Source organism: Winogradskyella sp. SYSU M77433 (assembly GCF_029911945.1).
Taxonomy (GTDB): Bacteria; Bacteroidota; Bacteroidia; order Flavobacteriales; family Flavobacteriaceae; genus Winogradskyella.
In genome coordinates, this window is the sequence record NZ_JARYTG010000028.1 from 1 (window position 1) to 1,214 (window position 1,214).

The window sequence follows — 1,214 nt, forward strand, 5'->3', positions numbered from 1 at the left end:
AACAAAGAACTGAGTTAAAAACCAAGCTTTTCTAGTTTAAATTTGACACATAATTTTCATCAAAGGGTAATTTTGATTTAGCAATAGCAAAGGCCTGTTTCAGTAGCTTGTTAGCTACCGCGATTAAGGCTAATTTTTTACTCTTGCCTTTGGCTATAATACGCTCGTATAACTCTCTGCAAGCCTTGTTATGATTGCATGCTGAAAATGCGCATAAAAAAAGCAGGTTTCTTAATTTCCTGTTTCCGATCTTACTGATCCTACTTCGTCCTCTAACACTACTGCCAGATGCTCTTATGGTTGGCGTAATACCAACATAACTGCACAATTGTTTAGCATTTTCAAACTTATTAAAGCCATCTGTTAGTACTATTAAAAATAAGGCTGTTTTTACTCCTATTCCTGGGATGCTCTTCAATAGTGTTAGTTGGTCTTGCTGTTCGCTTTTTACCAGTTCTAAAAGCCGCTCTTCTAAGCCTTTTATTTCCTTGGTAAGGTATCCTTGGTTTCTTTTGAGCGATTGATACACAAAACGTGATGGTTTCCCTAAGGCTTCTTCTCCTTTGATCTTGTTTTTGATGGCTGTACGCTGTTTTATATAAATATCCAATAACCTGAAAAGCTGCAAACATTCTGCCTGAACCTCTGTTAAGGCACTATACAAAGGAACAGCATTGTGCTCACCATAATCGCATATGGCCTTTGCATCGCTCTTATCGGTCTTTACTTTTGACAAGCGCATCTGGATAAAGCGTTTTACAGATAAGGGATTAACAACTGAGACAGTCACACCATGCGTGTGCAAATACTGCGCTAATCGGTAATGGTAGTAGCCCGTGGCTTCCATTATTACTAGTGCATTTTGTGGTAATGCTTTTAAAAGTAACTTAAAGCCTTTGTCATCATTGTTTAATTGATTGTGACCACTCGCTGTACTATAAACATCGAAGACGCTTTTACTGATGTCTATACCATAAATTTCTTTATCTTTAGTCATATGAAGTGATTTTGAAAGGACAATCTACTTTAGCATCAACAACTTAAAAACGAGCTCTAAAGGCTCACAGAACTGAACGATATCTAAGTAGAAAAGAGAGGGGATTATCATTGTTGTCGAAGTCTGTGCTTCACTGTATAACTTAACCTTAATCCTCTCTTTTGTGCTTTCTGATTAATAGTCTAAATGTAATGGATTGTAAACTTAAGATGTATAA

At 36.7% G+C, this 1,214-nt stretch carries 1 protein-coding gene; it reads right to left on the minus strand.

Features of this window, described 5'->3' with window-relative positions:
• Nucleotides 1-31: 31 nt before the first annotated feature.
• Nucleotides 32-997 carry an IS110 family transposase gene (locus tag QGM60_RS18110; protein ID WP_281141647.1) on the minus strand — a complete coding sequence of 322 codons (966 nt, stop codon included), beginning with the start codon at nt 995-997 and terminating at the stop codon, nt 32-34.
• Nucleotides 998-1,214 lie beyond the last annotated feature (217 nt).